Source organism: Neorhizobium huautlense (assembly GCF_002968575.1).
Taxonomy (GTDB): domain Bacteria; phylum Pseudomonadota; class Alphaproteobacteria; order Rhizobiales; family Rhizobiaceae; genus Neorhizobium; species Neorhizobium huautlense.
The window spans coordinates 39,550-64,626 of the sequence record NZ_PVBM01000015.1 but is presented as its reverse complement, the minus strand read 5'-3'; the positions used below and the strand labels follow the sequence as shown (position 1 = coordinate 64,626).

General features: G+C 60.6%; 29 protein-coding genes. 20 read left to right on the top strand and 9 right to left on the bottom strand.

Features of this window, described 5'->3' with window-relative positions:
- The first annotated feature begins 17 nt into the window (after positions 1–17).
- The 9 genes from C5L12_RS17010 to C5L12_RS16970 all read left to right on the top strand — a co-directional run bounded on the left by C5L12_RS17010 (position 18) and on the right by C5L12_RS16970 (position 6,674).
- Positions 18–896, top strand: coding sequence for a cytochrome c oxidase subunit 3 (locus C5L12_RS17010; RefSeq protein WP_105373242.1), 879 nt, complete (start codon positions 18–20; stop codon positions 894–896).
- A 66-nt stretch (positions 897–962) separates the two neighbouring features.
- Entirely contained in the window at positions 963–1,730 is a 768-nt protein-coding gene (locus C5L12_RS17005) for an SURF1 family protein (protein ID WP_105373241.1), read from the top strand.
- Between the two features lie 60 nt (positions 1,731–1,790).
- Positions 1,791–2,156 carry a DUF1304 domain-containing protein gene (locus tag C5L12_RS17000; protein ID WP_105373240.1) on the top strand — a complete coding sequence of 122 codons (366 nt, stop codon included), beginning with the start codon at positions 1,791–1,793 and terminating at the stop codon, positions 2,154–2,156.
- Between the two features lie 4 nt (positions 2,157–2,160).
- A complete protein-coding gene (ispH, locus tag C5L12_RS16995) occupies positions 2,161–3,189 on the top strand; it encodes a 4-hydroxy-3-methylbut-2-enyl diphosphate reductase (RefSeq protein ID WP_105373239.1) in 1,029 nt (342 codons plus the stop codon).
- A 128-nt stretch (positions 3,190–3,317) separates the two neighbouring features.
- Positions 3,318–4,298 (top strand): homoserine kinase, encoded by a 981-nt coding sequence (locus C5L12_RS16990; protein WP_105373305.1) that lies wholly within the window; start codon positions 3,318–3,320, stop codon positions 4,296–4,298.
- Entirely contained in the window at positions 4,295–4,735 is a 441-nt protein-coding gene (rnhA, locus tag C5L12_RS16985; RefSeq protein WP_105373238.1) for a ribonuclease HI, read from the top strand. The genes C5L12_RS16990 and rnhA overlap by 4 nt, the downstream gene beginning before the upstream one ends.
- Before the next feature lie 21 nt (positions 4,736–4,756).
- On the top strand, positions 4,757–5,485 hold the full coding sequence (locus tag C5L12_RS16980; RefSeq protein WP_105373237.1) for a class I SAM-dependent methyltransferase: 729 nt from the start codon (positions 4,757–4,759) through the stop codon (positions 5,483–5,485).
- Positions 5,486–5,488: 3 nt separating this feature from the next.
- Entirely contained in the window at positions 5,489–6,298 is an 810-nt protein-coding gene (locus C5L12_RS16975) for an endonuclease/exonuclease/phosphatase family protein (protein WP_105373236.1), read from the top strand.
- A gap of 67 nt (positions 6,299–6,365) precedes the next feature.
- The gene (locus C5L12_RS16970) at positions 6,366–6,674 is read left to right on the top strand and encodes a Dabb family protein (RefSeq protein ID WP_105373235.1); all 309 of its coding nucleotides are present in this window, start codon (positions 6,366–6,368) and stop codon (positions 6,672–6,674) included.
- Between the two features lie 66 nt (positions 6,675–6,740).
- Here C5L12_RS16970 and C5L12_RS16965 read toward each other — a convergent pair whose 3' ends face one another.
- Both C5L12_RS16965 and C5L12_RS16960 read right to left on the bottom strand, forming a co-directional pair.
- Positions 6,741–7,226, bottom strand: a complete 486-nt coding sequence (locus C5L12_RS16965; protein ID WP_105373234.1) for a peroxiredoxin — start codon at positions 7,224–7,226, stop codon at positions 6,741–6,743.
- 93 nt (positions 7,227–7,319) lie between these two features.
- The gene (locus C5L12_RS16960; RefSeq protein WP_105373233.1) at positions 7,320–8,165 is read right to left on the bottom strand and encodes a protein-disulfide reductase DsbD domain-containing protein; all 846 of its coding nucleotides are present in this window, start codon (positions 8,163–8,165) and stop codon (positions 7,320–7,322) included.
- Between the two features lie 162 nt (positions 8,166–8,327).
- On the opposite strand from C5L12_RS16960, the gene C5L12_RS16955 reads away from it, so the two are divergent.
- The 3 genes from C5L12_RS16955 (at position 8,328) to C5L12_RS16945 (ending at position 10,476) form a co-directional block, all read left to right on the top strand.
- The gene (locus C5L12_RS16955; RefSeq protein WP_105373232.1) at positions 8,328–8,933 is read left to right on the top strand and encodes a YqgE/AlgH family protein; all 606 of its coding nucleotides are present in this window, start codon (positions 8,328–8,330) and stop codon (positions 8,931–8,933) included.
- A gap of 96 nt (positions 8,934–9,029) precedes the next feature.
- Entirely contained in the window at positions 9,030–9,221 is a 192-nt protein-coding gene (locus C5L12_RS16950) for a CsbD family protein (RefSeq protein WP_105373231.1), read from the top strand.
- A gap of 91 nt (positions 9,222–9,312) precedes the next feature.
- Entirely contained in the window at positions 9,313–10,476 is a 1,164-nt protein-coding gene (locus C5L12_RS16945; protein ID WP_105373230.1) for a zinc-binding metallopeptidase family protein, read from the top strand.
- Between the two features lie 33 nt (positions 10,477–10,509).
- Here C5L12_RS16945 and C5L12_RS16940 read toward each other — a convergent pair whose 3' ends face one another.
- Positions 10,510–11,664: an acyl-CoA dehydrogenase family protein gene (locus C5L12_RS16940; protein WP_105373229.1), complete on the bottom strand. Its 1,155-nt coding sequence runs from the start codon at positions 11,662–11,664 to the stop codon at positions 10,510–10,512.
- A 194-nt stretch (positions 11,665–11,858) separates the two neighbouring features.
- Here C5L12_RS16940 and C5L12_RS16935 point away from each other — a divergent pair, with 194 nt between their 5' ends.
- Positions 11,859–12,563 (top strand): winged helix-turn-helix transcriptional regulator, encoded by a 705-nt coding sequence (locus C5L12_RS16935; RefSeq protein WP_105373228.1) that lies wholly within the window; start codon positions 11,859–11,861, stop codon positions 12,561–12,563.
- Between the two features lie 2 nt (positions 12,564–12,565).
- Here the strand turns inward: C5L12_RS16935 and C5L12_RS16930 are convergent, their stop codons facing one another.
- From C5L12_RS16930 to thrC, 4 genes are read right to left on the bottom strand one after another with little or no spacing between them, the layout of a single operon-like run.
- Entirely contained in the window at positions 12,566–15,475 is a 2,910-nt protein-coding gene (locus tag C5L12_RS16930; RefSeq protein WP_105373227.1) for an EAL domain-containing protein, read from the bottom strand.
- A complete protein-coding gene (locus tag C5L12_RS16925; RefSeq protein ID WP_170109104.1) occupies positions 15,472–16,083 on the bottom strand; it encodes a GNAT family N-acetyltransferase in 612 nt (203 codons plus the stop codon). Before C5L12_RS16925 ends, C5L12_RS16930 begins: the two co-directional genes overlap by 4 nt.
- 44 nt (positions 16,084–16,127) lie before the next feature.
- A complete protein-coding gene (locus C5L12_RS16920) occupies positions 16,128–17,426 on the bottom strand; it encodes a M16 family metallopeptidase (RefSeq protein WP_105373226.1) in 1,299 nt (432 codons plus the stop codon).
- 29 nt (positions 17,427–17,455) lie between these two features.
- Entirely contained in the window at positions 17,456–18,856 is a 1,401-nt protein-coding gene (thrC, locus tag C5L12_RS16915; RefSeq protein WP_205839353.1) for a threonine synthase, read from the bottom strand.
- Between the two features lie 127 nt (positions 18,857–18,983).
- Here thrC and C5L12_RS16910 point away from each other — a divergent pair, with 127 nt between their 5' ends.
- Positions 18,984–19,553 carry a PilZ domain-containing protein gene (locus tag C5L12_RS16910; protein ID WP_105373225.1) on the top strand — a complete coding sequence of 190 codons (570 nt, stop codon included), beginning with the start codon at positions 18,984–18,986 and terminating at the stop codon, positions 19,551–19,553.
- Positions 19,554–19,568: 15 nt separating this feature from the next.
- Here C5L12_RS16910 and C5L12_RS16905 read toward each other — a convergent pair whose 3' ends face one another.
- Positions 19,569–20,258 carry an HAD family hydrolase gene (locus tag C5L12_RS16905; protein ID WP_105373224.1) on the bottom strand — a complete coding sequence of 230 codons (690 nt, stop codon included), beginning with the start codon at positions 20,256–20,258 and terminating at the stop codon, positions 19,569–19,571.
- A gap of 138 nt (positions 20,259–20,396) precedes the next feature.
- Here C5L12_RS16905 and C5L12_RS16900 point away from each other — a divergent pair, with 138 nt between their 5' ends.
- The 3 genes from C5L12_RS16900 (at position 20,397) to C5L12_RS16890 (ending at position 22,310) form a co-directional block, all read left to right on the top strand.
- Positions 20,397–21,059, top strand: a complete 663-nt coding sequence (locus tag C5L12_RS16900) for a GntR family transcriptional regulator (protein ID WP_105373223.1) — start codon at positions 20,397–20,399, stop codon at positions 21,057–21,059.
- Positions 21,060–21,250: 191 nt separating this feature from the next.
- Positions 21,251–21,835: a biotin transporter BioY gene (locus C5L12_RS16895; RefSeq protein WP_105373222.1), complete on the top strand. Its 585-nt coding sequence runs from the start codon at positions 21,251–21,253 to the stop codon at positions 21,833–21,835.
- A 1-nt stretch (position 21,836) separates the two neighbouring features.
- Positions 21,837–22,310, top strand: a complete 474-nt coding sequence (locus tag C5L12_RS16890) for a DUF1284 domain-containing protein (RefSeq protein WP_105373221.1) — start codon at positions 21,837–21,839, stop codon at positions 22,308–22,310.
- Here the strand turns inward: C5L12_RS16890 and C5L12_RS16885 are convergent.
- A complete protein-coding gene (locus tag C5L12_RS16885) occupies positions 22,243–22,944 on the bottom strand; it encodes an ArsR/SmtB family transcription factor (RefSeq protein ID WP_105373220.1) in 702 nt (233 codons plus the stop codon). The two genes, C5L12_RS16890 and C5L12_RS16885, sit on opposite strands and share 68 nt — an antisense overlap.
- A 71-nt stretch (positions 22,945–23,015) precedes the next feature.
- On the opposite strand from C5L12_RS16885, the gene C5L12_RS16880 reads away from it, so the two are divergent.
- The 3 genes from C5L12_RS16880 to C5L12_RS16870 all read left to right on the top strand — a co-directional run bounded on the left by C5L12_RS16880 (position 23,016) and on the right by C5L12_RS16870 (position 24,981).
- On the top strand, positions 23,016–23,345 hold the full coding sequence (locus tag C5L12_RS16880) for an NIPSNAP family protein (protein ID WP_105373219.1): 330 nt from the start codon (positions 23,016–23,018) through the stop codon (positions 23,343–23,345).
- Positions 23,342–23,689, top strand: a complete 348-nt coding sequence (locus C5L12_RS16875; RefSeq protein WP_105373218.1) for an antibiotic biosynthesis monooxygenase family protein — start codon at positions 23,342–23,344, stop codon at positions 23,687–23,689. The genes C5L12_RS16880 and C5L12_RS16875 overlap by 4 nt, the downstream gene beginning before the upstream one ends.
- 161 nt (positions 23,690–23,850) lie before the next feature.
- Entirely contained in the window at positions 23,851–24,981 is a 1,131-nt protein-coding gene (locus C5L12_RS16870; RefSeq protein ID WP_105373217.1) for a site-specific DNA-methyltransferase, read from the top strand.
- Positions 24,982–25,077 lie beyond the last annotated feature (96 nt).

Here is a 25,077-nt window from a genome sequence, read left to right as displayed (position 1 = left end):
CATCCGGGGATTCTGACATGGCCGATGCGCATCAGAAACAGCACGACTACCACATTATCGATCCGAGCCCGTGGCCTATTCTGGCTTCGCTCGGCGCCTTCGTCCTGACCTTTGGCGGCGTAGGTTACATGCGCTATCTGCATGGCGGCGAGTTCAAGCTTTTCGGCCTGAATTTCGCGACGCCCTGGCTCTTCTTCATCGGCCTCGCCATCGTCGTCTACACGATGATCGGCTGGTGGTCGGACACCATCAAGGAAGGCCGCGAGGGCGCCCATACGCGCGTCGTGTCGCTGCATCTGCGCTACGGCATGATCATGTTCATCGCCTCCGAAGTGATGTTCTTCGTTGCCTGGTTCTGGGCCTTTTTCGATGCCAGCCTGTTTGCCAACGAAGCTATCCAGGCGAGCCGCGTCGAGGCCGTGGGCGGCCAGTGGCCGCCGAAGGGCATCGAGGTTCTCGATCCCTGGCACCTGCCGCTCTACAACACGATCATCCTGCTCTTGTCGGGGACCTGCGTGACCTGGGCGCACCATGCGCTGCTGCACAATGATCGCAAGGGCCTTATCTCAGGCCTGTCGCTGACAGTCGCGCTCGGCATCCTGTTTTCCTTCGTCCAGGCCTACGAATACATGCACGCTCCGTTCGCGTTCTCCAACTCGATCTACGGCGCGACCTTCTTCATGGCGACCGGCTTCCATGGCTTCCACGTTCTGATCGGCACGATCTTCCTGCTGGTCTGCCTGGTCCGCGCCATGCGCGGCGGCTTTACACCCCAGAAGCATTTCGGCTTCGAGGCTGCTGCCTGGTATTGGCATTTCGTCGACGTCGTCTGGCTGTTTCTGTTCTTCTCGATCTACATCTGGGGCGGCTGGGGCGCACCGCTTTCCCACGGTTGATCCTCGGGACATAGGCTTGGTAAGGGCGGCGAAAGCCGCCCTTCTGTTTTTAAGGATCGGAATTCCATGGCGATGAAGGCTTCTTCCGAGATCACGCCTACCCCTACGCGGCGCAGTCGCGGCTGGAGAATTGGCAGCGCCGTCATCGTTCTTCTAGCACTCGCCACGCTTCTCTCGCTCGGCACCTGGCAGGTGGGACGGCTGCAATGGAAAGAGGGGCTGCTTGCCGATATCGCCGCGCGCCGGGCTGCGTCACCCGTGGCACTCTCCGAGATCGAGACGCTCATGAGGTCTGGCGGCGATATTGAATATCGCCGCATCTCGGTAACCGGTACCTTCGATCACCGGAAGGAGCGGCATTTCTTCGCGACATTCCAAGGCCGCACCGGCTTCTACGTCTATACGCCGATGACGCTGACCGATGGCCGCATCCTTTTCGTCAATCGCGGTTTCGTGCCCTATGAGATGAAGGAACCGGCAACGCGACCGGCCGGAGAGGTGACGGGGGAGCAGACGGTCACGGGTTATGCCCGCAGCCGACTTCCCGTAAAGCCGTCAGCCATCGTTCCGGACAACGACACCGCGAAGAACATCTTCTACTGGAAGGATCTCGACGCCATGGTCGCAACTGCGGGCCTCGACCCGTCCAAGGCCGTACCGTTCTTCGTGGATGCCGATGCATCGGTCGCCAATCCAGGCGGCTGGCCGAAAGGTGGGGTGACGCAATTCGACCTGCCGAACAGCCACCTGCAATACGCGGTGACGTGGTACGGCTTGGCTGCAGCGCTTGTTGCGGTCGTGATCGGGATGTGGTTTCGGCGCAAGCATGCTTGAGGCGGTTGGCTCCGGTGCTTGAACCGCATTATGTTACAACCGGGTTGAACGGGGGTTGGGATGAGTCTGCTGGCAAATCTCTTCGTCGCGCTGGCGGCGCTGCTGCATGTGGGGTTTCTGGTCCTGGAGATGTTCCTTTGGACTGGTCCGACGGGAAGAAGGGTGTTCCGCATGTCGGAGGAACGGGCGCAGGCAACGAAGGTGCTGGCCGCCAACCAAGGGCTCTACAACGGCTTCCTTGCGGCCGGGCTGTTCTGGTCATTGCTCCATCCGGATCCGGCTTTCGCGTTCCAGCTAAAGCTCTTCTTCCTTGTGTGCGTCGTCATTGCCGCTATATATGGCGCGTGGTCGGTCAAGCCGCGGATCCTGCTGGTTCAGGGCGGTCCGGCCCTTATCGCTCTGTTGCTGACATTCCTGGCGTCCTGATTTGATGGCATCCTCACTCCCCGCAAAAAAAAGTCCGCTTTCGATCCGCCTCTGCGGCCCGCGCGGTTTTTGTGCCGGCGTCGACCGCGCCATCCAGATCGTCGTGCTGGCGCTGAAGGCCTATGGCGCACCCGTCTATGTCCGCCACGAGATCGTCCATAACCGCTACGTTGTGGAAGGGCTGGAAGCAAAGGGCGCGGTTTTTGTCGAGGAACTGGAAGAGATTCCGGTCGAGCATAGGGAGCAGCCGGTTGTCTTTTCCGCCCATGGGGTTCCCAAATCGGTGCCGGAGGATGCGCAAGCGCGCAATCTGTTCTATCTTGATGCGACCTGCCCGCTCGTTTCGAAGGTCCACAAACAGGCCATGCGCCACCAGCGGCTTGGCCGCCATGTGGTGCTGATTGGCCATGCCGGCCACCCGGAAGTGATCGGCACGATGGGCCAGCTTCCGCCAGGCACGGTTTCCCTGATCGAGACGATAGAAGATGCCGACCGCTATGAACCGGCCGACACCGAAAACCTCGGTTACGTCACCCAGACGACGCTTTCGGTCGACGACACGGCGGGCGTCATCGCGCGGCTGATGGAGCGCTTTCCAAGCCTCACGGCACCGGCCGCCGATTCCATCTGTTATGCCACGACCAATCGCCAGGAGGCGGTAAAACAGGCCGCACCCGGCTGCGATCTTTTCCTCGTCGTCGGAGCGCCGAATTCTTCCAATTCCAAGCGTCTGGTGGAAGTCGCCCTGCGTGCCGGTGCCCAACGTTCTCTGCTGGTGCAGCGGGCCTCCGAACTGGACTGGAACGAGATCGGCGATATCCGCACGCTCGGGCTTTCCGCCGGCGCCTCGGCTCCGGAAGTGATCGTCGATGAGATCATTGCAGCCTTCAAGGAGCGTTTCGACGCGAAAATCGAGCTCGCCATCACCGCAGAGGAAACGGAAAACTTCCTTGTCAACCGCGAGCTTCGCGGCGTGCCGCTGACCGTCGAGGATATGGCCTGGGTGAACGGCGCGAGAAGCGTGCCGGCGTAACGGCCTGGAATAGATCTGTGAATCGATTTTCGCTCGGGCCGACCGGAGGTCTAGCGGTAGGCGAAGTGAGACGCTAGGAAGAGGCTATGCGCCGCATTGAAGCGGCAGAATCATCGCGGGATGGACCCTTGGCCGTTTACACCGACATCACCGAAGACGACCTGAAACATTTCCTGACCGAGTATGATGTCGGTGAATTGACCTCCTATAAGGGCATTGCCGAGGGCGTCGAGAACTCGAACTTCCTGCTGCATACGACACGCGATCCGTTGATCCTGACGCTTTATGAGAAGCGCGTGGAAAAATCAGACCTGCCGTTTTTCCTGGGGCTGATGCAGCATCTTGCGGCACGTGGTCTGTCCTGCCCGCTTCCGCTGCCGCGGCGGGACGGCCAGTTGCTCGGCGAACTCTCAGGCCGTCCCGCCGCGCTGATCTCCTTTCTCGAGGGCATGTGGCTGAGGAAGCCGGAAGCCAGGCATTGCCGTGAAGTCGGCAAGGCGCTTGCCCAGATGCATCTCGCGGCGGCTGGCTTTTCGCTGACGCGTCCGAATGCACTGTCGCTCGAAGGCTGGGAGACCCTTTGGGCGAAATCCGCAGACCGCGCCGACGAGGTGGAGACGGGCCTGCAGGATGAGATTTCTTCGGAGCTTGAATTTCTGGCGGGCCATTGGCCGAAGGATCTGCCGGCCGGCGTCATCCATGCCGACCTTTTCCAGGACAACGTCTTTTTCCTGGGCGACGAGCTTTCCGGTCTGATCGATTTCTATTTCGCCTGCAACGACCTGCTTTGCTACGACGTCTCGATCTGCCTGAACGCCTGGTGTTTCGAGAAGGATCATTCCTATAATCTCACAAAAGGGAAGGCGCTTTTGGAGGGTTATCAGAGCGTCCGTCCGCTGTCGAAGGACGAGATCGCGGCTCTGCCGGTTCTGGCACGCGGCTCCGCCCTGCGCTTCTTCCTGACCAGGCTTTATGACTGGCTGACAACGCCCGCCGGCGCGCTCGTGGTGAAAAAGGATCCGCTGGAATACCTGCGCAAGCTGCGGTTCCACCGGCAGATCGGCTCGGCTGCTGAATACGGGCTGGCACCGGAAGCGGCACTGTCATGAAGCATGTCGATATTTTCACCGACGGCGCGTGCTCCGGAAATCCCGGACCCGGCGGTTGGGGCGCCATCCTGCGTTACGGCGAAACGGAAAAGGAAATGTTCGGCGGCGAGGCCGACACGACCAACAACCGAATGGAGCTGATGGCGGCGATCCAGGCGCTGAACGCCTTGAAAACCCCGTGCGAGGTCGATCTCTACACCGACAGCGCCTATGTGAAGGATGGCATTTCCAAGTGGATCTTCGGCTGGAAAAAAAACGGCTGGAAGACCGCTGACAAAAAACCGGTCAAGAACGCTGAACTCTGGCAGCAGCTGGAGGAAGCACGCAGCAAGCACAAGGTAACCCTTCATTGGATCAAGGGCCATGCGGGTCATCCGGAAAACGAGCGGGCTGATGAACTCGCCCGCCTCGGCATGGCGCCATTCAAGAAGAGATAGCGACTGACCCAGGAGGGGGCCGTGGCTCAGAACATCTACGATAGGTCCGAGTTTTTTGCCGGTTACAGCCAGCTCGGCCGCTCGGTGCATGGTCTTGCCGGAGCCGCCGAATGGCCTGCCATACGCGCTCTTCTTCCACCATTGAAAGGCTTGCGGATTATCGATCTCGGCTGCGGTTTCGGCTGGTTTACGCGTTTTGCGGCGGATGAAGGCGCGGCTGCCGTGCTGGGCCTCGATCTTTCCGAAAACATGATTGCCCGCGCAACGGCGGAAAACGCCCATCCTGTCATCAGCTATGATCGCGCTGATCTGGAGCAGGTCGAACTGCCGCAAGCACGGTTCGGCCTTGCTTACAGCTCTCTTGCCTTTCACTACCTTGAAGATTTCGGCCGATTGGTGCGGCAAGTGCACAGGACTTTGGTGCCGGGCGGCAAGTTCGTCTTCACCATAGAGCATCCAATCTATATGGCCTCCTCCAGTCCCGGGTGGCGAACGGACGGGAACGGCAATCGGTTTTGGCCAGTGGACAACTATTCCGTCGAGGGTCGGCGCATGACCGACTGGCTGGCCAAAGGCGTTGTTAAGTACCATCGGACGCTTGGCACGACCGTAAATACCTTGATGGACGAAGGCTTTGTCATCCGCCGTTTGCTTGAGTGGCACCCGACACCAGACCAGATCGCGGCCAATTCCGATCTTCAAGAGGAAATGGACCGTCCGATGATCCTGATGATTTCGGCGGAGCGCTGATCGGTGTCGCTCAGGGTGATTTCTCTCAATGCCTGGGGTGGCCGGGTACACGAGCCCTTGATGCGGTATCTGCAGCAGGCCGATCCGGACGTACTCTGCCTGCAGGAGGTTACCCGTTCGCCGGATGCGGCATCGGACTGGCTCATCTATCGCGACGGCACGTTCGAACTGCCGCAGCGCGCCAACCTCTATGAGGATGTGAAGGCGATCCTGCCTCGTCACGAGACGATGTTCGCGCCGGTGGCGCGAGGCACGCTTTTCGAAGGAGAGCGGGAGGTGACGTCGGAATTCGGTCTCGGCACTTTCGTCCGCAACACGTTGCCGATCATCGGCCAAGGGCTCGGCTTCGTGCATGCGCAATTCTCTGCCGATGGTTGGGGGCCTCATCCGCGCTCGCGAAATGCGCATGGCATCCGCATGTTCCGCTACGATGCGGGTTCTGCAGTGACGATCGTCCAGATGCACGGACTTCGCGATCTCGCCGGTAAGGGAGATACTCCGGCCCGATTGGCGCAAGCTGAGGCTCTCTCCGCATTGATCGAAAAGGTCTGGCAGCCCGGCGAACCGCTCGTCCTCTGCGGCGACCTGAACCTGCTGCCGGACAGCGAGACCTTCGCAATCCTGCGGAGCTTCGGTCTCATCGACCTCGTCACGACGCGCGGCTTCACCGATACGCGCACCTCCTGGTATCCGAAGGAAGGACGTTACGCGGACTATCTGCTGGTGACGCCGGATGTGAAAGTCGAAAATTTCGACGTGGTCGCCGACCCCGAAGTATCGGATCACCGCGCACTTCTGCTGGAAATCGCCTGAGCCCCGTTGCGCTTGCCGCCTTAGCCACTATTCTGCCGCAAACAAGAAAATCCGGGAGGGCCGGCCAATGATCCTGCACTGCGTATTCCTTCGCTTCAAGGCGGCGCTCCAGCATGCCGAGAAGCAGGCCATCTATGATGCAATTGCCGACTTGAAGAACGTCATCCCCGGCATCCTCGACTTGAAATACGGTCCCAACGTCTCGCCCGAAGGGCTGAACGGCGGATTTCTCGATGGCTTCGTCGTAACCTTCGAAAACCCTGAGGCGCGGGATGCCTATCTCGTCCATCCGGAACACGTGGCTGTCGGTGAGCGGATCGTCGCATCTACCGACGGAGGATTGTCGGGCCTGATGGTTTTCGATCTCGCCGTGTGAGCCCGCCGGCAAAGCAGAAGGGGCGCGATAAGCGCGGCGCCCCCTTGCTGGCCCAATTCAAAAGGTTCAGAGCTGCTCCAGCATTGCGGCGGCTCCGGAGACTGTCGCCTGGCCGGGTGTTTCCTCGAGGTTGAGCGACTTTACCACGCCATCCTCGACAAGCATGGAATAGCGCTTGGACCGCACGCCGAGACCTCCGGCGGAGAGGTCGGCTTCCAGTCCCAGCGATTTGGTGAACGCGCCATCCCAGTCGGCAAGAAAGTGGATCTTGCCCATGCCGCCGGACTGCTGCGCCCACGCGCCCATCACATGCCAGTCGTTGACTGCAACGACGGCAATGTCATCCACGCCCTTGGAAAGGATCGCATCGCGGTTCTCGATATACCCTGGGAGATGGTTCAGCGAGCAGGTGGGCGTGAAGGCGCCGGGGACGGCAAACAGGACGACCTTCTTGCCTTTGAAAAGCTGCTGGGTGGTGATTTCCACTGCACCGTCCGCGGTCTTTTCCTTGAATGTCGCTTCTGGCAGCTTATCGCCGACGGTAATGGTCACGGGAGCTCTCCTCGGTTGGGATCGGGCTGCCTCAGCCCGCCATTTGCCGCGCACTATAATGGCGACTTGACACAAGACAAGTGAGGAGCTGGTCTACTCGAAGGCAAGGGAGGTTTCCATGGCCCGGCTGCCGGCAATCACGAGGATGCCCCAGCGCTTGCCCTTGATGTCATAGCCCTTTGGCAGCTTGCCGATCGGCATGTCGAGTTGATAGCTGTCTTCGTCCCGCCGCCCGTTTACGCTCTCAAAAAGTACATGCCCCTGGGGACCGGTAACGATCACCTGCGGTTCGGTTGTTCCGGCGGGCAGTTTCAGTTTGAGGCTCAGCCTGTCGCGGGTCATCACATATTGGGTAACCGCGAAATCGTTCGAGGGAGCTTCCGGCAGCTTCGAGGCTGCCGCATTGAGGATCATCGCTTCCTCGACCGGCGTTCCCTTGGTCGGCGCAAGCGCCAGCGAAAATTCCGCTTGGAAAGGAATGCAGATATTGCGGCAGAGACCGACGAAAGCCGAAGCTGCGATAGTCAGCGGCTTGTGGGGTGCGTCTGCCTTGAGTTCGAAGGGCAGCGCCACCGATTGATCGTAGCCGATGTCGCGCAGCTTGCCATTGTTGATCCGCTTCGGAACCGGAAAGGAGATATGGTTCAGCTTGACGCCGTCGGTCTCGGATAACACCATCTGCGGCGGAATGCCCGCTTCGCCCGGTTCTTTCCAGTAGGTGATCCAGCCCGATTTGGGCTCGATCTGCAAAACGCCACGAACGATGCCATCCGGCTCGGGCGGCAAGGCGACGATCCGCATCCGGCCGCCTTCATTGATGGCCCAGGGCGTTATCTCAGCGATACTTGGGGTAGCAAAGGCCACCGCCGCGCCAGCAAACAGACCGGCGAGTATGGCAGATGCGCGATCGGAAAAATGGCTGAGCGAAATTATCTTCATGCGGCAAGCATTTAATCGATTACGTGGAGCCGGACCAGTCACAGACCCCCAAAAGCCGATCATTTTCGGTTGATTGATTGGATATACTGCCCCATCTTGATAAGAGATGGATTGAAGCCTCACTCGCCCGGAGGCCGGGCCGGCAGGCAGGTTGGAGGCATGATGGTTTTCTCGACCCTGAGGGACAAGAGCGAACGGGGGTTCCTGGACGGCCAGTTCCTGATCGCCATGCCTGGCATGAAAGACGGCAATTTTGCCCGAGCTGTTGTTTATGTCTGCGCCCATTCGCCGGCCGGCGCGATGGGCTTCATCATCAACCGGCCGCAGCCGATTTCATTCACCGACGTTCTGCTTCACCTGAAACTTCTGGACCAGACTGAAGCGATCATGTTGCCGAGCGATACCCGCGATTTTCCCATTCTGTCCGGCGGGCCGGTCGAAACGGGCCGCGGCTTCGTCCTGCATACGGATGATTTTGTCAGCGAGTCCTCGATCCCCGTCAGCGACGAGATATCGCTTACCGCCACGCTGGATATCATTCGCGCGATCTGTAACGGTCGCGGACCGGCGCGAGCTACCATGCTGCTCGGTTACGCGGGTTGGGGAGCCGGCCAGTTGGAATTGGAAATCTCCAACAACGGCTGGCTCAATTGTCCAGCCGACGACGACCTGATCTTCGACCGAGCGCTTGATGGAAAATACGAGCGGGCACTGGCATCGATGGGGGTCAGCCCGGAAATGCTGTCCAGCGAAGCCGGCCACGCCTGACGGGAAATCTGGATCTGCCCCGGAACGAAGCTCACTGACGCGGCGTTCTCCTGTTGCAAGACGCTGGACGCGTCAAACGAACAAGGAGAAAGATCCATGGGCAGCACCAGTGACAAAATGGCCGGCAAGGCCAATGAAATGGCTGGCAAGGTTAAGCAGGCAGCCGGCGACATGACCGACGACGATGAAATGCGGGCTAAGGGATCTGCTCAGGAGGCTAAGGGCGATGCCCAGCAGGCCAAGGGCCATCTCAAGGACGCCGCGAAGAACGTGGTAGACCGCATGTAAACGAATTGCGCCAGCAAGCGTATTCGAACCTGTTCCGGCTTCGGTCGGAGCAGGTTTTCTCTATTCATCCTACTTTTCCACGGTATCTCCCATGCGCCTCTACGACTGCGACCATTGCGGCCAGCCGATCCATTTCGACAACCGCTCCTGCGTCAACTGCGGCCACAGGCTTGCCTTTGTGCCGGAAATGCTGGCGATGCATGCGCTTGCCGAAGATGAGGACGGAACTTGGCATCTGGTCGCCAGACCCGAACGCAAGGTTAGGCTCTGTGCCAACGCAGCCATCGATGTCTGCAACTGGACGGTGGCGGCGGAGGAGGTGCACCCCTTTTGCCCGGCCTGCCGGCACAATCGGCTCGTTCCCGATGCATCCACAGAGGTCGGCCTCAATCAGTGGCGCCGGATCAGTCAGGCGCAAAGGCATCTGTTCTACTCTCTTATGCGCTGGAACCTGCCGCGTACCACACGCCAAGAGGACCCTGAGAACGGTCTCGTCTTCGACTTTCTCGTGGACGAGGTGAGGGAGGATGGCACGATCGTACCAGCGATGACCGGTCATGAGGACGGCTTGATCGCCATTCGCGCCGCCGAGGCAGACGATGTCACCCGGGAACAGGTGCGGGTCTCGATGAATGAGCCGTATCGGACCCTGCTTGGCCATTTTCGCCATGAGATCGGTCATTATATGTGGGACAAACTCGTGCGCGACGGCGCTAGGCTAGCCGAGTTTCGGGAAGTCTTTGGCGACGAGACGGCGGATTACGGGGAGGCGCTTAAGCGCAACTATGAAGAGGGGCCGCCGCCTGATTGGCAGGAGAGGTTCATCAGCACCTATGCGAGCAGTCATCCTTGGGAAGATTTTGCCGAGACCTTTGCCCACTATCTTCACATTGTCGATACGCTGGAGACGGCAAGGGCCTATGGGATCTCAATCGAGCCGCGGCGGCATCAGGAATTGGCGGCGGAAGTGGCTTTCAATCCGTACAAGGCCGAAAGTTCCGAGCAGCTTGTAGCCGCCTGGGTGCCTCTGAGCCTCGCGATCAACGGCATCCACCGGTCGATGGGCGTGCCGGATCTTTATCCATTTATCCTTACTCCATCGGTGGTGACGAAGCTCGAATTCATCCATCAGCTCGTTCACCAGAATAGCCAAACCGATCTCAAGCAGCCGTCCGAAGTGGAGCTTGGCACTGCCTCCATTCAAGGTCGGGACGGGCGCATTGCGCCCGCTCCTCCGGCGGGGCTTGCCTCCTGAATAGTGCCTCGTGAAGCAAGCCTAGCCGTCCCATCAGAACGTCGTCGAAATGTCGAGACCGAGTGCGGTGCGACCGGAAAACTCCTGCTGTGCTCCCACCCTCATCGGATGATAACGCGCACCTTGGACATCGCGGAACCGCCGTTCCAGACCGTTGTCGCGATAAAAGGCGGCACCGCCCGCCGTTTCCATCGCAAGCTCGGTCGCCGCGATTGCGTGGCGGGCAACCAGCGAGCGGCCGATCATGATCTCGTTCGTCGTCACCGGCGAGGGATCGCCCCGCTCTGCGACTGCGATCATGTTGCCAAGCGCATATTGAGCGGCGCGCAGCTCGGTCTCCATCTGTCCGGCAAGGCTGATCACATGCGCGTCCGGCTCGCGCTTCTTTGCCAGGTCTATGGCGATGTTCCGGGCGCTTTCGGCAACGCCGAGATAGGCCGAATATATCAGCGGGAAAGCGATCATGGAGATGATATGGAAGAGCATATGCCATTCGCCTTGATTGCGTTTCAGCGCAACCGCTTCTTCCGGCACCACGTGGCCATCGACCATCACGTCATGGGAGCCTGTGCCGCGCATGCCCATCGTCTTCCAGGTGTCGAGCACTTTGACATGCGGGGATTTCATCGGCAGGCCGAAATGGATCACTTTCGGTCCATCCGGTTCGTCCACAACGGCACCTGTCATCAGGAGGTCGCCGATGGGCGAGCCTGAGGTGAAGATCTTGCGTGCGGTTATCCGATAGCCGCCATCGACCTTTTCCGCCTTGCCTGATCCGCGGATCCAGTCCGATCCGCCGCTCGAAAGCAGAATGATCCGTTCCGCTGCGACCCGCTTCAAGAGCGGCACAACAGGCTGTGCCTTCTGGTGCGTCCATCGCCAGGCGGGGATCGCCACCTGATGGGTGTGCATGGAAAAGGCAAGCGCGGTGGAGCCGCAATGGTGGGCGAGTTCCTTGATCATGGCACAAAGTTCCGCGATGTCCGCGCCCCCGCCACCGAGGTCCGCTGGCACGCCGGCCTCCACCAGGCCGGAATGGCGTAGGTCGCGGTAATTGTCCGCAACGAAGGTGTCGCCTTCGTCGGCCGCAGCTGCACGCCCGGCGAAGACTGAACCGAGTGAGCGGGCAATGCCGGCGAGCTCGGGATGAACTTTGCTGAACGGCAAGGTTCCGGTTGCTGTCGTCATGTTGCAATCCTCCTCCTGTTGAGAATGCAGGGAGTGTTTGCCGGGCATCGAAAAGCCGCAAGTACAGGAAGTGTACCGCGTATGGCGCGCCGGAAGCCTCATGGATAAGTGGAGAAGGACTAGTACAAAAAGTGTACTTGGCGCTTATGGGCGATGGTCCTATTCTGGGTAGTTCAATCACGCAGGGGTTGCCTATGCCGGAAATGACCGCGAGTTACGGCCAGTTCTGTCCCGTCGCCATGGCCGCCGAAGTCTTCTGCACCCGTTGGACACCGCTGATACTGCGGGAGCTGCTCTGTGGTAGCCACAGATTCAACGACCTCAGGCGCGGAGTGCCGCGCATGTCGCCCACCCTGCTTTCAAAACGGCTGAAGGAGCTTGCAAAGGCGGGTGTCATCGAGACACGCAAGGCAGCAGACGGTGTCATCGAATACCATCTGACGCCGGCCGGCGAGGAGCTTCGCGACGTCGTGATGACGCTCGGTTTTTGGGGGCAGCATTGGGTGGAAACCCAGCATGCCCTCGAAAAACTCGATCCGTCGCTTTTGATGTGGGATATGCGCCGCCATCTTGATCCGGAACCGCTGCCTCCCAGCCGCTGTACGGTGCAGTTTCTTTTTCCGGATCAACCGCCGGCGCGGCAGCGATACTGGCTTGTCATCGACGGGCGCGATGTGGACGTCTGTTCGACCGATCCGGGCTTTGAGGTCGATCTCTACGTGACCTGCGCTTTGCGTATCATGACGGCGATCTGGATGGGCATCGCGACCGTGCGAGCGGAGGTGAGGTCCGGCCGGCTGGAGCTTGACGGTAGTCCCGAGATGGCGAGCTCGATGCAACAATGGCTCGGACTAAGCCCCTTTGCCCGTGAGCGTCAGAAGACCGGGCAGGCGGCGTGACGTCACGCCCGCTTGGTCAGGGGAAAGCGTTCCTTGAGTAACTTCAGCACCACATCCGCAGCGGCCGGCGGGCCGAACAGATAGCTCTGGCCGAAATGGCAACCCATCTTGGCAAGTTCGGCGGCATCCTCGTCGGTCTCTATGCCTTCCGCGACCACCGCCATCTCGAGCGCACGGGCCATGGCAATGACGGAGCGTAGAAGAATGGCGCGTTTATCCGTGGCATCCTTGACGAGTGCCTTGTCGAGCTTGATCGTGTCGAACGGAAACTTCGTCAGGTAGGCCAGTGAAGAATACCCGGTGCCGAAATCGTCCAGCGCCAGGCCCATACCCGTTTCCTTGAGCTTGGCGAGCACGAGGCGTGCCTGCTCGGGATTTTCCATCATCAGCGACTCGGTGAGTTCCAGCTTGAGCTGATGCGGGCTGACCTGGGTCTTCTGCAGCAAGGCCCGTACGTCGTTGTAGAGGTCGGCGTTAAGGAGCTGAGCGCTGGAAAGGTTCACCGAGACGAAGATCGGCAGTTCACCCGTCTGGTTCTGCCATTTCATCAGGTCGGTGCCGGCGCGGTCCAGGGCGAACAAGCCGAGCGGGCCGATCAGGTCCGACATCTCGGCGATCGGGATGAATTCCGATGGCGGAATGCTGCCGCGCTTGGGATGGTCCCAGCGCATCAGCGCCTCGAAGCCGGCAATTTCCCCATCCTTCAGCCGGATGATCGGCTGGTAGGCAAGCGAGAGTTCCTTGCGCTCGATGGCGCGACGCAGATCGGTTTCGATCTGCAGCTTGTCCGTGCCGGAGGCGCGAAACGCCGGTCGGAAGGGCTCAACACGGTTTCCGCCTGCGCGCTTTGCCCGGTACATTGCGAGTTCAGCGTCGGCCAACAGGCCGGCTGCACTTTCCTGCTGGTCCACCCAGGAGGCGAGCCCGATCGAAGCGGTAAGGATGATTTCGCGGTTGGCGAAGTTGATTGGCACCATGATCGCCTTGGAAACCGCATCCGCAAAATCGGCAACTTTGGCCGGATCGCGTTCAGACACCAGGATCAGGCCGAACTGGTCGCCGGCGATACGTGCCAGCGTGTCCTGCGGTTTCAGGAGACGGCGAAGCCGCCTGGTCAGCGCGATCAGGATGTTGTCGCCGGCAGCAATGCCGAGACTGTCATTGACCTGCTTATAGCGGTCGATATCGATCGTCATGACCGTCGGGCGTACCATGTCGCCACTCGGGGCGAGTGTCAGAACCGCTTGCAGGCGGTCGAGAAAGAGCTGGCGGTTCGGCAAGCCGGTCAGGTTGTCGTGGAGCGCATCCTGCAGCAGGCGCTCGACGGAATTTTTCTGCTCCGTGACATCGATGATCGTGCCGACGCAACGAATGATTTCACCGTTGGAGCCAAGCACCGGCCGGGCGCGAATCTGCAGCCAGTGGAAATGCCCGTCCTCCGCCCGGATGCGGAATTCGTGATGCAGGCGGCCGCGGCGATGTTCTAAAAGCACGTCGAGCGTGGCGCGGAAACGGTCGCGGTCATCGGGATGCAGCCGCGGCACCCAGTTGCGCACCGGGCCATGCATGGTGCCGGGATCGAGCCCGAGGCGGGCGGAGATATCGGGGGTGGTGACGACGCGGTCGCGGGCCACATCCCAATCCCAGACCGTGTCGCCGCTGCCCGTCAGCGCCAGAGATTGCCGCTCTAGATCGGAAAACAGGCCTTGCTGGTAGGCGCCGCCGGCAAAGGCGTGCTGCATGACGGTGAAGCCGATGAGAAGCACGATCAGGACGAGACCGCCGCCGAGCGCCGGCTGGATGATGTCGTTGTCGAGCTTGCCCGTCACCGTCAGCCATCCCCCGAATAGCCATACGAGGATCAGTGCCCAGGTCGGTACCAGCAGGATGGCCCGGTCATATCGATTGAAGCCGAGGTAGATGATCAGCAGGATGCCGACCGTGCCGGTCAGAGCAAACGAGATGCGGGCAATGCCTGCGGCAACCGAAGGGTCGTAGATCGCCACGCCGCCAAGAAGCACGAGCCCGACAACCCAGGCAAGCGTCGCGTAACCAAGATGGACGTGCCAGCGGTTCAAGTTGAGATAGGTGAAGAGGAAGATGACGAGCGAGGAGGCAAGCGCCACTTCCGCCGCGGCCCGCCATATTCTCTGGTCGCTGGAGGTGATGGTGATGAGCTTGTCGAGGAAGCCGAAATCCACGCAGATATAGGCGAGGACGGCCCAGGCGAGAGCGGCCGCCGCAGGCAGCATGGACGTTCCCTTGACCACGAAAAGAATAGTCAGGAAGACTGCCAGAAGACCGGCGATGCCGAGCACGATCCCGCGATAGAGGGTGAAGGAGTTCACCGTGTCCTTGTAGGCGTCCGGCTGCCAGAGATAGATTTGCGGAAGCTGCGGCGTTGCAAGTTCTGCCACGAAGGTGATGGTCGCTCCCGGATTGAGCGTGATGCGGAAAACGTCCGCATCCGGGCTTGGCACCCGGTCGAGCGCAAAGCCTTCCGACGGGGTGATCGAGATGATGCGTTGCGAACCGAGATCCGGCCAGAACATCTTGGAATTCGCCAGCCGGAAATGCGGCGCGACGATGACCCGCTCGAGCTGTTCTTCCGAAACGTTGGCAAGTGCGAAGACTGCCCAGTCCCCCTGATGACGAGGCGAACTTGCCCGCACTTCGATGCGGCGGCGGATGCCGTCGGCACCGGCTGCGGTCGAGACTTGAAACGCTTCACCCTGGTTTGTATAGATATCGGTCGTCTTGGTCAGGTCGAGTGCGGTGTCGTCACGGGAAATCTTCACCGGTTCGGCGGCACTGGCCGAAGGTGCGATAGCCAGGATGGCGACGGCTAGGGTCAAAATCAGCGCCGGCAGCCAGCGGATCAAGGACGCAAAACGCAATACGGACACCCTCATGGCCTCGGCGTCGTCCCGAGATTGCCGTCTTCCGGCAGCCGGGAGAACATCAGATGGTCGCGCCACTCGCCGTTGATTTTGAGATATTTCCTCAAAAGACCTTCCCGCTCGAAGCCGGCTTTTTCAAGAAGCCGGACGCTTTTCCAGTTTTCCGGAATACAGGCTGCTTCAATCCGGTGCAACTGAAGTCCGCCATAGACATACGGGATAGCCACCTTCAATGCGGCCAACATATGGCCTTGGCCGGCGTGTCTTTCCCCCATCCAATAGCCGATCATGCAGCTCTGCGCGGCACCCCTGCGGATATAGCCGATAGTGAGACCGCCGAGCAGCACATTGTCCTGCCGGCGGAAGAGGAGGAGCGGCACGGCGAGGCCCGAGCCATATTCCTGGCCGCTGCGGACGACACGCGCCCGGAACGAACTCTCGGTGAGTTCGTCCGGCCGCCAGATCGGCTCCCACGGTTGCAGGAAAGCCCGGCTTTCCGAGCGCAGCGCGTACCACTGCTTGTAGTCGGAAAACCGCGGCAGCCGGAGCAAATGTTTCTCTCCGTATAGCTCAGGGGTGTCCGGCTGTTTTGACAGGAACCGAAACACCGACTTCGCCATGCTGTTGCTGCTCCGGGCAGGGCAGCCGGGTGCGGGTCTTCGACCTAACCGGCGGCCTTCTTGGTCTCAACGTTCGGCGAGGAAAGCGCCGCGGCAATATCGGCCATGGGAGCGAGCTGTTCGATCGGACCTACGGCGGACAATGTCGGAACTGTATCGAAAAACAGCCTTCCGGCAAGGTCGGTAAGGCGTTCGGTGGTGATGCCCTCGAGACGCTCCATCATTTCGTTATTGGGGATCGGCCGGCCGTAAAGCATCATCTGCCGGGCGATCTGGCCGGCACGCGCCGCAGGGCTTTCCTGGCCCATGAGAAGCTGCGCACGGATCTGCGCGCGGGCGCGGTCGATTTCCTGCTGGTGAATGGTTTCCGATGCCTTGTGCAGTTCGTCGATCACCACCGGCATCAGCTTCGGCAGGTCGTCTCCGCCGGTCGCCGCATGAATGCCGAAGATGCCGGTATCGGAGAAGCCCCAATGGAAGGCATAGACCGAATAGCAGAGCCCACGGTGCTCGCGCACTTCCTGGAACAGGCGCGACGACATGCCGCCGCCCAGGATATTCGCAAGGATCTGCGAACAGTAGAAATCACGCATGTGATAGGCCTTGCCTTCGAAGCCGATCAGGACCTGTGCGTCCATCAGGTCGCGCTCTTCGCGAACGTCGCCGCCGAGGTAACGGGCGGTTTCCAGGACCGGCGGCGCGCTCGGCATCAGGGGCAGTGTGGCAAAACGCTCTTCCACCTGGCGGCAGAAGGAGGCATGGTCGACGGCGCCGGCCGCCACCACGAACATCCGGTCGGTGGTGTAATTGCGCGACAGGTAGTTGCGGATCTGGCCGGGCGTGAAGCCGTTGACGGTTTCCGGCGTCCCGAGGATCGGTCGGCCGATCGTCTGGCCCTTGAAGGCGATTTCCGAAAAGCGGTCGAAGATCACGTCGTCGGGCGTGTCGTTCGCGGCGCCGATTTCCTGCAGGATGACGTGTTTTTCGCGCCTGAGTTCCTCTTCGTCGAATTCCGACTCCGTCAGGATGTCGGCCAGGATATCCACGGCGAGCGGTACGTGATCCTTGAGGACGCGGGCATAATAGGACGTGGTTTCCGTCGAGGTAGCGGCATTCAGTTCACCGCCGACATTTTCGATTTCCTCGGCGATGTCGCGGGCGCTGCGCCGCTTGGTGCCCTTGAAGGCCATATGCTCGAGGAGGTGAGCAATCCCATGTTCGTCCTGGGTCTCGTTACGCGACCCGGACTTGATCCAGACGCCGAGGGCAACGCTCTCCAGGTGAGGCATGGTCTCGGTGACGACTGTCAACCCGGAAGAAAGCCGGGTGATTTCTACATTCATGTTACGTCTTTCCGGCGCCGCCGAGAACTTCAAGCGCGGGCATGCTGGCCGATGAAGGTTTCGACGGCCTTAAGCTCAGGCTCCAAGATATCGAAGCGCTCCTCCCTTTGCATAAGATCAGCAAGCCATGATGGAAGCGCCGGATCAATTCCGCAAGCGGATTTTACCGCGGCCGGGAATTTGGCCGGATGCGCGGTGGCGAGCGTGACCATGGGACTTGTGGCTCTCAAATTCTTTTGAGCGACGAAAACGCCGGTCGCCGTATGCGGATCGATCAGATAACCATTGGCGCTGAGCGTCTCGCGAATGGTGGCCGCAACCTGCTTTTCGGTGGCGCGCCCGGCGCGGAATTCGCGGCGGATGGCTTTGAGCGCGTCCGGCTGGACCTCGAAAGCGCCGGACTGCTTCAGCCCGGCCATGGCCGAGCGAACGGAGGCCGGATCGCGATTATAGGATTCGAACAGCAGCCGTTCGAAATTCGAGGAAATCTGGATGTCCATGGAAGGCGAAGTCGTGGCCTTGACGCCGCGCATCTCGTAGCGGCCACTTTTCAAGGTGCGGGCCAGGATGTCGTTGTCATTGGTGGCAATCACCAGCCGGTCGATCGGCAGGCCCATCTTCTTTGCGACGTAACCCGCAAAAATGTCGCCGAAATTTCCGGTCGGCACGGTGAAGGAAACCTTGCGGTCCGGTGCGCCGAGCGACAGTGCGGCTGTGAAATAATAGACAACCTGCGCCATAATGCGGGCCCAGTTGATCGAGTTGACGCCGGAAAGCTTCAGCCGGTCGCGGAAGGCCGCGTCGTTGAACATCTCCTTTACGAGGTTCTGGCAGTCGTCGAAATTTCCCCTGACCGCCAGCGCGTGCACATTCGCCGCATTGGAGGTGGTCATCTGCCGCTGCTGCACCGGCGAGACCTTGCCATGCGGAAAAAGAATGAAGATGTCGGTCCGCTCGCGGCCGGCGAAGGCGTCGATCGCCGCGCCCCCCGTATCGCCCGAGGTCGCCCCGACGATGGTGGCCCGTTCGCCGCGCTCTGCCAGCGCATAATCCATCAGTCGCGCCAGCAACTGCATCGCCACGTCCTTGAAGGCGAGCGTGGTGCCGTGGAAAAGTTCGAGTACGAAGTCGTTCGGCCCGGTCTGCACCAGCGGCACAACCGCCGGATGCCGGAACGTCGCATAGGCTTCCTCGATCATGGCCTTGAACTTGTCGGCGGGAATTTCGTCCTCGACGAAGTGCTTCAGCACTTCGAAGGCGACATCCTGGTAGCGCTTTCCGCGCAGCGCACGGATGTCCTTTTTCGTCAAGCTGGGCCATTCGCGCGGCACGTAGAGACCGCCGTCGCGCGCAAGACCTGCCAGCATGGCGTCCCGGAACTTAAGGGACGGGGCTACGCCCCGGGTAGAAATGTAGTCCACGACGTTCAATCCCCAATCGATTTTTATTCGCGCCGCTGATATAGACCAGGAAAATGGGTGGTGAAAGGCCGGAAAATGACGTTCCGGTTCTCGTGAAGACGTGACCCAGCAATCGGGATGGAAGAGGTTGAGTACGGTGTTAGGCAAGATTTCGCGTAGTGTTCTGGCAGTTTCGCTCGTGGCGGCTCTCGCAAGCTGCAATTCATCCTCGACCGCCGAGGGACTGTCGCCGACCGCCGAGGCTGCGTCCGCCCAGCAGCCCGCAACTCCCGTTGTGCAGGCCTATTGCCCGCAGGTGGTGATGCTGGAACAGACGGCCGTCCATCGCGTCTACGCTCGCGGTGGTCAGGACAATCCCGAAAAGCTGCTCTACCAGGCCTCGCTGGCCGATGCGACGCGCCAGTGCACCGCCAACGAAACGACCCTGACCATCAATGTCGTGGCCCAGGGCCGTGTCGTGCAAGGCCCCGCCGGGCAGCCGGGTCAGGTTACGTTGCCGATTCTGGTCGAAGTCGTCGATGGCGACAACGTCATCTACTCGCAGAAGGTCGCCTTCCCAGTCGAAATGCCTGCCGGCGGCACCCAGTTCATCTTCAACAAACCGGATGTGCAGATCCCGAACGCCCAGGGCGGCGCATCCCGCTTCACCCGCGTCCGTCTCGGTTATGATGCCGGCCCGGCCAAAAAGCCCGCCCGCCGGGGGTGACGGGGCAGTGGTTGCTCAGAGCGCTCCGCCCCATTCGCCGAGGGCTGCGACGACTGCCGGAAAGTCCATCATGCGGGAAATCACCGTTTCGGCGCCGGCATCGGTCAGCCGATCCGCATGGCTCGGATAGGTATGCGAGGCGCCCGTGAAGCCGACGACGCGCATGCCGGCTGCTTTGGCGCCGTGGATGCCGTGTACGGAATCCTCAAGCACCAGCACCTTGTCCGGCGAAACCTTGAACTGTTCGGCTGCGTGCAGGAAGATGTCCGGCTTCGGCTTTACCCGGTCCGCCCCAAGATCCTTGGCGGAATAGATATGGGGAGCGAAATAGGGCTTGAGCCCTACCTTTTCGAGCATCATGTCGAGCCGATGGCTGCTGGAATTGGAACAGATGCAGCGCTGCGTCGCGAGGCGCGCGAGCGCGAATTTCACGCCGTCGATGATCTTCACGTCGCGGGCGAGGCGGGCATCCAGCAACTGTTCCGACTTATCGAGCAGCGAGGCGGAAAGCGGAATGTTCGCTTCCTTCTCGACCGCCAGCAGGATGTTCTTCCAGGTCATGCCGGCAAAGCGTTCGCCCATTTCCTCGACGCTGATCGGATAGCCGGCCTCGGTCAGAAGTCGCGACTCGACCTGCGCCGCGATGATTTCGGAATCGACGAGCACGCCGTCGCAGTCGAAGATGATGAGGTCGAAACCGCTCATGATGGATGCCTTGTACCGGAGGTGAGGCCGGCCTTTTATACGACAGTCGCGCCAAGCTCAACCGACGAGGCTGCATGGCTGAAGCGAGCAGGGCGGGCGGCTCTCGACAAGCCCGAAACACCGCTCTAAGGAAGCAGCATGGGCAAGGAGCCGGAAGACACGATAGCCAGTCGCATCAGCCGGGTGCTTGCCGATCGCATCGTGCGCGGTGAGCTCTCTCCGGGCGCGCGTCTTCGCCAGGACCATATCGCCGAGGAATTTCAGACCAGCCACGTGCCGGTTCGCGAGGCCTTTCGTCGGCTCGAGGCGCAGGGGCTGGCAATCAGCGAACCTCGTCGCGGCGTGCGCGTTGCCTCCTTTGATCTTGCCGAAGTTCGTGAAGTGGCGGAAATGCGTGCCGTGCTGGAGGTTCTGGCGCTGCGGCATGCCGCCCGCCATCTTACCCCCGCCATTCTCGATGAGGCGGAAGAAGCCGCCCGTGAAGGCGACGCCGCCGCCGATGTGCACGCCTGGGAGGAGGCCAACCGCCGCTTCCATCGGCTGATTCTGACGCCTTGCGGCATGAAACGGCTGCTGGCGTCGATCGACGACCTGCATGCAGCAAGTGCACGTTTTCTTTTTTCCGCCTGGCAATCCGGTTGGGAAAAGCGCACCGATCACGACCATCGGGCGATCCTGACTGCTCTTCGCCAGGGCAGGAGCGAGGAAGCGGCGGCCATTCTCCAGAAACATGTGCAATGGATAGGCCGCGGCCCGCAGCCCGCTGGGCCTTCCCGCGAGACTTTCGCGATCGTCGGCTGAGTTTATCAGAAATTATAGATAATTTTATCATGCTGTTTTGAAAGATCTTTTTCGGATTGATCCGAGATCACGTGCATCCGTAACGCGCTTTCCAGGGCGGTTGAGGCGGTAAGGCACTTGTCTCGACTGGCAATTCCTTTCATAAAATAGATGAGAATCGAAATTATCTATAATTTGAAAAGGAGAATTTGATGCCCGCCACCGATTTCAGCCAAATCCCTGTCTCTGATCCGCTGCGGCTTGCCGGCCGCTCGGTCTTGACCAAGGCACTTTTCGTCCTTGCCGGCACGCTGGCACTGGCGCTCGCCTCGCAGATTGCGGTGCCTATGTATCCGGTGCCGGTCACGATGCAGACCTTCGCAATCACCATGATCGGCGTGCTCTACGGATGGCGGCTCGGTGCCTTGACGGTTCTCCTATGGCTCGGCGAAGCGGCACTTGGCGCTCCGGTTCTTGCCAATGGTTCCGGTGGCCTGGCGCCTTTTGCCGGTCCGACGGCAGGATATCTGGCATCCTTCCCGATCGTTGCGGCCGTCGCCGGTTACCTCGCGGAAAAAGGCTGGACCGGCGAACGGTATGTAAAGAGCTTTGCCGCTCACCTTGCCGCCAACGTCCTGTGCCTGGCTATCGGCGGCGCTTACCTGGCCTACTTGCTCGGCGCGGAAAAAGCGTGGCTTCTCGGCGTTGCTCCCTTCATTCTCGGCGCCGTTCTGAAATCCGCACTCGCCGCGGCGCTGCTCAAGGGCCTGCAGCAGTTTCGCGCCAAGGAGGTCTGAATTGGTCGTCCGGCTGCGGCCGCATCACCTGCTCTGCATGCTGACCTTTATCGGAAAGGGTTACAATGCCGCGTTTGTGGCCAACTACATGGCCCTTGCGCGGCGGCTTTCCGAGGGAGAGGCGCTTGAAATCGTCTCGGGGCCGGATGATATCTGCCGGCCGCTGCTGAGTGGCGATAAAGCGCATTGCCGCTTGGAAAGCGTTGTCAGGCGCGACGATCTGGCGACGGCTGCCGTCGCCCGCCTGCTGGGTCGTTCGGTTCGTCCGGGCGATCGCATCTACCCGGGCCGCACGCTCATCAGGCGTTTCCGGGAAGCATTCGCGGACGGAAGTCTTCGCACTGCCTGCCACGGATGCCGGTGGTCGGAAATCTGCTCGGTGGTGGCGGCATCCGGCTTTGCCGACGTCAGGGTTCTGGGCTCGGCCGTTCCAGCGGAAACAGCGACAGGAACTTGCGCTCCCCTTCCGGCGTGAACAGCACGGCGCGGCTCTCGCTGCTGCGGCGGGCCCAGCCCTTTTCCAGGAAATGCGAAAGTAAGGCCTTGCCGAGCGTGCCGGCAAGGTGCGACCGGCGCTCGCTCCAGTCGAGACAGGATTTGCAAAGCGGCCGGCGGCTAGAGACAAGCGGTGCGACATCGATACCGATCTGGCCGATATCGACCCGGCCCTGTTCGGTCACCATCAGGTTTTCGCCGTCGGTGCGGATGACGCCGCGGCTTACGAAACTGTCGAGCATCCGTACGCCATAATCGCCGGCCAGATGATCGTAGCAGATCCGTGCCTTGCGGAGCGCCGGATCCTTCGGCCCAGGCTGATGCCTGAGATGTCCCCGGCTTGCCGCAAATCCCATGATATTTTCGAGAAGCGTCCCGGCAGCACCGTCGGCCAGTGTGAAATATCGGTGCCGGCCCTGCTTGCGTTGGGAGATCAGCCCACCGTCCTCGAGCTTGGACAGATGTGAGCTGGCGGTTTGCAGCGTCACCCCGGCCGCCTGCGCCAGTTCGGTCGCCGTCAACGCCTGTCCGCCCATCAAGGCGGTCAGCATGTTGGCGCGGGCGGGATCGCCGATAAGCGTGCCGATGCGAGCAATGTCCGGTCCTTCTTTCATACTTCGATCCTAACCGAAGCATATTTGTTCTGCAACATGGCAAAACAGGCTCTCAAGCATTGGAGAAAGTCATGATCACCTGTTTCATCCGTTATGAGATCGATCCGTTCAAACGAGCGGAATTCGCCGAATATGCCCGCAACTGGGGCCAGGCCATTCCCCGCTGCGGCGCCGACCTGATCGGCTATTTCGGGCCGCATGAAGGTTCGGCGACCACCGCCTACGGGGTCTATAATATCGAGAGCCTGGCGGCCTACGAAGCCTATCGTGCCCGTCTGGCGGTCGATCCGCTCGGCAAGCAGAACTACGAGTTTGCCAGTCGCGAGCGTTTCATCCTGAAGGAAGACCGCATCTTCCTGAAGAACGTCTCCATGCCGCACGGAGCGTTGAAAAAGCCATGATCGCTGTCATCTTCGAAGTCGTGCCCTATATGGGCGAACGCCACAAATATTTGGACCTCGCCGGCGAGCTGCGTTCCGAACTCGAAACGATCGACGGCTTCATTTCGATCGAGCGGTTCGAAAGCCTCACCATGCGAGGGAACCTTCTCTCGCTGTCCTTCTGGCGGGATGAGGAGGCGGTGCGCCAGTGGCGCAATCTCGAAGCCCATCGGGCCGCGCAAAGAGCAGGGCGCAACGGGATCTTCGCAGACTACCGGCTGCGCATCGGTCATGTCTTGCGCGACTACGGCATGTTCGAGCGCGACGAGGCGCCGACCGACAGCCGCGCGGCGCATGCGGCTTAGCAAACCTAGCCAATCTGGGGTGAAGCTGGTGAGACCGGCTCCACCTTTCGTCTGCCTCGAAATTTTTCTCGAAATCGTCCAACGCTTCAGTTTTTGGTAACCAAAGTAGGTAACCATAACCGTCAGTAAATTCGTACCGAGTACAGCGTAGCGAGTAAAAAATGGCAGCAGTTCTTCCGCTGGCCGACCTGAAGCAACAGGTCCGTCCGGACACCTGGCTCAACTCCATCATCAAGGGCGATTGCGTCGCCGCTCTGGAAGCCCTGCCGGATCACTCCGTCGATGCGATCTTTGCTGATCCGCCCTATAATCTTCAGCTCGGCGGCACCTTGCATCGCCCCGATCAGTCGCTCGTCGATGCCGTCGACGATGAATGGGACCAGTTTGCCTCGTTCGAGGCCTATGACGCCTTTACCCGGGCCTGGCTGCTTGCCTGCCGCCGCGTCCTGAAGCCGCATGGAACGATCTGGGTCATCGGCTCCTATCACAATATCTTCCGCGTCGGCGCCATGATGCAGGATCTGAACTTCTGGCTGCTGAACGACATCGTCTGGCGCAAGAGCAACCCGATGCCGAACTTCAAGGGTCGCCGGTTCCAGAACGCCCATGAGACGATGATTTGGGCGAGCCGCGACGCGAAGGCCAAGAGCTACACGTTCAACTACGATGCTCTGAAGGCATCCAACGACGACGTGCAGATGCGTTCCGACTGGCTCTTTCCGATCTGCTCGGGCAACGAACGCCTGAAAGGCGAGGATGGCAAGAAGGTCCACCCGACCCAGAAGCCGGAAGCGCTGCTCGCCCGTGTCATCATGGCATCCACCAAGCCTGGCGACGTTATCCTCGACCCGTTCTTCGGTTCCGGTACGACCGGTGCTGTAGCAAAACGCCTCGGCCGCAATTTTGTCGGCATCGAGCGCGAACAGGACTATATCGATGCGGCTGCCGCCCGTATCGAAGCTGTCGAACCGCTGGGCAAAGCCGAACTGACGGTCATGACCGGCAAGAAAGCCGAACCCCGCGTCGCCTTCACCACGCTGCTTGAAGCAGGTCTCGTCCGGCCCGGCCAGGTTCTGACCGACGAACGCCGCCGCTACAGCGCCATCATTCGCGCCGACGGCACGCTCGCTGCAAACGGCGAGGCCGGATCCATTCATCGCCTTGGCGCCAAGGTGCAGGGCTTTGACGCCTGTAACGGTTGGACCTTCTGGCACTTCGACGACGGCCATTCCTTGAAGCCGATCGACGCGCTGAGAGCCATCATTCGGAATGATCTGGCAAAATTGGACTGATCCACCAGCCCCTGTCAGATCCACCATTCCTTGTCCGGTTTGTACCTCTAGTCCCGGACGAGGATAATTGACGCCCGGGGAGGCTGACCCCGGGCG

Coding starts and splice junctions, on each gene's coding strand:
- C5L12_RS17010 (WP_105373242.1), top strand. CDS start 18: ATGGCCGATGCGCATCAGAAACAGCACGACTACCACATTATCGATCCG.
- C5L12_RS17005 (WP_105373241.1), top strand. CDS start 963: ATGGCGATGAAGGCTTCTTCCGAGATCACGCCTACCCCTACGCGGCGC.
- C5L12_RS17000 (WP_105373240.1), top strand. CDS start 1,791: ATGAGTCTGCTGGCAAATCTCTTCGTCGCGCTGGCGGCGCTGCTGCAT.
- ispH (WP_105373239.1), top strand. CDS start 2,161: ATGGCATCCTCACTCCCCGCAAAAAAAAGTCCGCTTTCGATCCGCCTC.
- rnhA (WP_105373238.1), top strand. CDS start 4,295: ATGAAGCATGTCGATATTTTCACCGACGGCGCGTGCTCCGGAAATCCC.
- C5L12_RS16970 (WP_105373235.1), top strand. CDS start 6,366: ATGATCCTGCACTGCGTATTCCTTCGCTTCAAGGCGGCGCTCCAGCAT.
- C5L12_RS16960 (WP_105373233.1), bottom strand. CDS start 8,165: ATGAAGATAATTTCGCTCAGCCATTTTTCCGATCGCGCATCTGCCATA.
- C5L12_RS16955 (WP_105373232.1), top strand. CDS start 8,328: ATGGTTTTCTCGACCCTGAGGGACAAGAGCGAACGGGGGTTCCTGGAC.
- C5L12_RS16950 (WP_105373231.1), top strand. CDS start 9,030: ATGGGCAGCACCAGTGACAAAATGGCCGGCAAGGCCAATGAAATGGCT.
- C5L12_RS16945 (WP_105373230.1), top strand. CDS start 9,313: ATGCGCCTCTACGACTGCGACCATTGCGGCCAGCCGATCCATTTCGAC.
- C5L12_RS16940 (WP_105373229.1), bottom strand. CDS start 11,664: ATGACGACAGCAACCGGAACCTTGCCGTTCAGCAAAGTTCATCCCGAG.
- C5L12_RS16935 (WP_105373228.1), top strand. CDS start 11,859: ATGCCGGAAATGACCGCGAGTTACGGCCAGTTCTGTCCCGTCGCCATG.
- C5L12_RS16930 (WP_105373227.1), bottom strand. CDS start 15,475: ATGAGGGTGTCCGTATTGCGTTTTGCGTCCTTGATCCGCTGGCTGCCG.
- C5L12_RS16925 (WP_170109104.1), bottom strand. CDS start 16,083: ATGGCGAAGTCGGTGTTTCGGTTCCTGTCAAAACAGCCGGACACCCCT.
- C5L12_RS16920 (WP_105373226.1), bottom strand. CDS start 17,426: ATGAATGTAGAAATCACCCGGCTTTCTTCCGGGTTGACAGTCGTCACC.
- C5L12_RS16905 (WP_105373224.1), bottom strand. CDS start 20,258: ATGAGCGGTTTCGACCTCATCATCTTCGACTGCGACGGCGTGCTCGTC.
- C5L12_RS16900 (WP_105373223.1), top strand. CDS start 20,397: ATGGGCAAGGAGCCGGAAGACACGATAGCCAGTCGCATCAGCCGGGTG.
- C5L12_RS16895 (WP_105373222.1), top strand. CDS start 21,251: ATGCCCGCCACCGATTTCAGCCAAATCCCTGTCTCTGATCCGCTGCGG.
- C5L12_RS16885 (WP_105373220.1), bottom strand. CDS start 22,944: ATGAAAGAAGGACCGGACATTGCTCGCATCGGCACGCTTATCGGCGAT.
- C5L12_RS16880 (WP_105373219.1), top strand. CDS start 23,016: ATGATCACCTGTTTCATCCGTTATGAGATCGATCCGTTCAAACGAGCG.
- C5L12_RS16875 (WP_105373218.1), top strand. CDS start 23,342: ATGATCGCTGTCATCTTCGAAGTCGTGCCCTATATGGGCGAACGCCAC.
- C5L12_RS16870 (WP_105373217.1), top strand. CDS start 23,851: ATGGCAGCAGTTCTTCCGCTGGCCGACCTGAAGCAACAGGTCCGTCCG.